5 protein-coding genes are annotated in these 3891 nt (G+C 71.9%); 1 reads left to right on the plus strand and 4 read right to left on the minus strand.

The annotated features are described in order from the left end of the window. Window positions 1–51 precede the first annotated feature (51 nt). Window positions 52–756: a type I methionyl aminopeptidase gene (gene map / locus AB7U92_RS23325; protein ID WP_428582607.1), complete on the minus strand. Its 705-nt coding sequence runs from the start codon at window positions 754–756 to the stop codon at window positions 52–54. Between the two features lie 39 nt (window positions 757–795). Here map and AB7U92_RS23330 point away from each other — a divergent pair, with 39 nt between their 5' ends. Then, on the plus strand, window positions 796–1437 hold the full coding sequence (locus AB7U92_RS23330; RefSeq protein WP_428582609.1) for a DedA family protein: 642 nt from the start codon (window positions 796–798) through the stop codon (window positions 1435–1437). Window positions 1438–1444: 7 nt separating this feature from the next. Here AB7U92_RS23330 and AB7U92_RS23335 read toward each other — a convergent pair whose 3' ends face one another. From AB7U92_RS23335 to AB7U92_RS23345, 3 genes are all read right to left on the minus strand, one after another. After that, window positions 1445–2386: an alpha/beta hydrolase gene (locus AB7U92_RS23335; protein ID WP_428582611.1), complete on the minus strand. Its 942-nt coding sequence runs from the start codon at window positions 2384–2386 to the stop codon at window positions 1445–1447. Between the two features lie 34 nt (window positions 2387–2420). After that, window positions 2421–3611, minus strand: a complete 1191-nt coding sequence (locus tag AB7U92_RS23340; protein WP_428582613.1) for a polysaccharide pyruvyl transferase family protein — start codon at window positions 3609–3611, stop codon at window positions 2421–2423. Window positions 3612–3628: 17 nt separating this feature from the next. Beyond that, window positions 3629–3891 (minus strand): N-acetylmuramoyl-L-alanine amidase family protein (locus AB7U92_RS23345; protein ID WP_428582615.1); only part of this gene is annotated, 263 nt, incomplete at its 5' end.

Consider the following 3891-nt stretch of genomic DNA (forward strand, 5'->3'; position numbering starts at 1 on the left):
GCTCATCGCCTCAATGCCGGGTGACGACGATCGGCGCGCCGCGCGTGACGATCATCGTGTGCTCGTACTGGGCGCTGAGGTTGCCGGGCGCGCCCACCAGCGTCCAGCCGTCGCGGCTTCCTCGACGTACGTGCTCTTGGTCGACAAGAAAGGTTCGATGGTGATCACCATGCCCTCGCGCAGCACGCGCCGGTCGCGCGGCTCGAAGTAGCCGGCGATCTCGGTGGGTTCCTCGTGCAGCGCGCGGCCGACGCCGTGGCTGGCGAGGTTGCGGATGATGCGGAAGCGGTGCGCACGCGCCGTCTGCTCGATGGCGCGGCCGATGCCGTTCAGCGGTGCGCCGTCGCGCACCTGGCGCATCGCCTGCTCGAGCGCGGTGCGCGTGGCATGGCACAGCCGCTGCTGCACCGGCGAGACGGGCGGCACGGCGCGCGAGCCGCCGGTGTCGGCGAAGTAGCCGTCGAGCTCGGCCGAGACGTCGACGTTGACCAGGTCGCCGCGGCGGATCATCCGCGCGCCCGGGATGCCGTGAGCCGCCTCCTCGTTGATGCTGATGCAGGTGGCGCCGGGGAAGTCGTACGCCAGGCGCGGCGCCGGGCGCGCCCCGGCCTCGGCCAGCCAGCGCTCGCCGAGCGCATCGAGCTCGGCGGTGGTCATGCCCGGCTCCAGGGCGTCGAGCATGCGCGCGAGCACGCGCGACACGATGGCGCCCACCCGCTGCAGGCCCTCGATGTCATCCCGCGATTCGATGGTCATGCGGCATTGTAGGAAGGCCGCCGCCCATAATCGCCCGCCATGGACATCGCGGCCTTCCTGATCGATTTCATCCTGCACGTCGATGTGCACCTGGCGAACTTCGTCGCCACCTACGGCACCTGGGTCTACCTGCTGCTGTTCATGATCATCTTCGTCGAGACCGGCGTGGTGGTGATGCCCTTCCTGCCGGGCGATTCGCTGCTGTTCGTGGTCGGCGCGCTCGCCGGCGCGGGGCTGATGAACTACCCGCTGGCCATGGTGCTGCTGACCGCCGCGGCCATCCTCGGCGACCAGTGCAACTACAGCATCGGCCGCTACTTCGGCCCCAAGGTGTTCCAGTGGGAGAACACGCGCTTCTTCAACAAGAACGCGTTCGACCAGGCGCACGCCTTCTACGAGAAGCACGGCGGCATCACCATCATCCTGGCGCGCTTCTTCCCGTTCCTGCGCACCTTCGTGCCCTTCGTCGCCGGCGTGGCGGCGATGACGCGCAGCCGCTTCACGCTCTACAACGTGGTCGGCGCGGCGATCTGGGTGTGCGGCGTGGTCACCGCGGGTTACCTGTTCGGCAACATCCCGTGGGTGAAGGAGAACCTCGACAAGATCATCTGGGGTGCGATCCTGATCCCCGGGCTGATCGTCATCTTCGGCGCCTGGAAGGCGCGGCGCGCGGCGGCCTGAGCGGCGTTCAGCCCTGCAGCGCGTCTCGCAGCGCGGCGGCGCACAGCCGCACCGCGGTGTTCGCTTCGTCGAGCACCTTGCCCATCAGGATGAAGCCGTGGATCTGTCGCTCGAAGCTCAGGTGCGTGGCCTGGTTGCCCGCCTCGCTGAGCTTCTGGGCATAGGCCAGGCCCTCGTCGCGCAGCGGGTCGTAGCCGGCGGTGAGCACCAGCGCCGGCGGCAGGCGCGAGAGATCCGGATGCAGCAGCGGCGAGGCGCGCCAGTCGGCATACAGCGCCGGCTCGGGGATGTAGTGGCCGGTGAAGTAGGCCATGGTGTCGCGCGTGAGCAGGTAGCCCTCGCCGTTGGTGGTGTGCGAGGGCGCGCTGCGGTGCTGGTCGGTGGCGGGGTAGATCAGCAGCTGATAGGCCAGCGGCAGGTCGCCCGCGTCGCGCGCCGCCAGCGCCACCACGGCCGCCAGGTTGCCGCCGGCGCTGTCGCCGCCGACCGCGATGCGATCCGGGTCGATGTGCAGCCCGCTTGCATGCTCATGCACCCAGCGCGCCGCGGCAATCGAATCGTCCACCGCGGCCGGGAAGCGGTGCTCCGGCGCGAGGCGATAGTCCACCGACACCACCGCGCAGCCCGAGTGGTTGGCCAGTTCGCGGCACAGCGTGTCGTGGGTGTCGAGATCGCCGATCACCCAGCCGCCGCCGTGGTAGTACACCAGCGCCGGAAGCACCTGGTCGGCCATCGTGCCCAGTGGCCGGTACAGGCGAAGCGGGATGGCGCCATGCGGGCCTTCGGCCGCGAGTTCGCTCACCGAGGCCACCGGCGGCGGTGCCGGCTGGGTGAAGCCGCGGCGGTCGCGGTACACGGCTCGAGCCTCGGCCGGCGTCAGCGTGTGGGTGGGAGGCACGCCGCGTTCGGCGATCAGGTCGAGCAGGGCGCGGGCGTGGGGATGCAGCATGGCAAGCGGAGCAGGCGGCGAGACTGGCGCCGGATCATGCCCGAAGCGCCGCGAACCCGTCACGGCAGCGCTGCGCCAGGTTGCGGGCCTGCTCGCGCAGGGCTGCCGGATCGGCGTCGAGGGCGGTGTGCAGCGCGGCGCCGAGCCGGCCGGGTGTGGTCACCGGGAACGCTGCTGTCGGCTCCCAGGTCTCGACCCACGCGTCGATCTTGCGGATGCGCTCGACGTCCCCAGACGGCTGCAGGCTGACGCAGGGTCGCCCGCAGGCGCCGGCGACGATGCGCGCATGCAGGCTGCTGCCGATCGTGGCCACGCTGCCGGCGATCAGCGCGCACAGGTCCCAGATGTCCAGCGTGCCGGCCAGCCGCGTGGAGGTGGCCTCGAGCCGTGCGGCCAGCCGCCGGAGCACGGCGAGGTCGTCGTGCCACGGCGCTGCGCCGGCGCGCAGCAGCACCACGCCCAGGCCGCGGTCGGCCTGCACGCGGGCCAGCGCTGCGGCCAGCGAGTCCAGCGTCGCGTCGTCGGCGAAGAGCGCGCTGCACTGCACGGCAAGGTAGCCCCGTGGAAATGCCGCCCGCACCGCGGCGGGCTCGCCGTCGCAGCCATGGCGGGCGATGCGCGGGCCGAACAGTTCGGCCACCAGCACGGCGGGGTCGGGCATGAGGGCGGCGTCGAGGCCGTGGCGTCGCAGCGCGGCCTGCGTCCTGAGGTCGCGCACCGCGATCGCATCGGCCTCGCGCAGGCGCGCCAGTACCGCGTCGCGCAGCGGAGCGTCGATGCGATCGAGATCGACGCCGCCGACGCCCGCGTGCACCACCCGGCCCAGGCCCGGCCAGTCGCGGCGCGACAGCACGTAAGGGGCGGGCGAGTCCACACCCGTGCAGCGGCGTGCCCACGCGGCGCGCTCCTCGGGCTGGGCCGCGAAATGCGCCAGCAGGGGCGGCAGCTCGCGGGCGTCGAGCAGCATCACCGCTGCTTCGAACGCCGGGCAGGTCAGCGTCTCGCCGCCCACGTGCACCAGCGTCGCAGGCCCGTCGCCCCAGCCGGCGATGAGTTCGCCGATCGCCTCGACGCGGTGGCCGCCGACGTCACGCAGGTCGCGCGCGGCCAGGCCGGCGAAACGAACGAGCACGTCGCCCAGCATCGCCTGCGCGATGTGCGGGAACATCAGGTCGCCGAGGTTGTGCCGGTCGAAGGCGCCGAACAGGACGACGGGGGTGTCCATGCCGGCGCGCGCCGCGGCTACAGCTGCCGGTTGCGCGCCAGCGGCGGGTGGCGCGCGAAATAGCGCACGATGCCGTCTTCCAGCGCATCGACCAGCCGCTCCCGGAACTCGCGGTCGCGCAGCTTGCGTTCCTCTTCCGGATTGGAGATGAAGGCGGTCTCGACGAGGATCGACGGAACGTCCGGGGCCTTCAGCACCGCGAAGCCGGCCTGCTCGACCCGCGGCTTGTGCAGCTTGCCGACGCGCCCGATGCGCCCGAGCACCTCGCGGCCGAGCTTGA

It is taken from the genome of Piscinibacter sp., assembly GCF_050175855.1.
Classification (GTDB): Bacteria; Pseudomonadota; Gammaproteobacteria; order Burkholderiales; family Burkholderiaceae_C; genus Piscinibacter.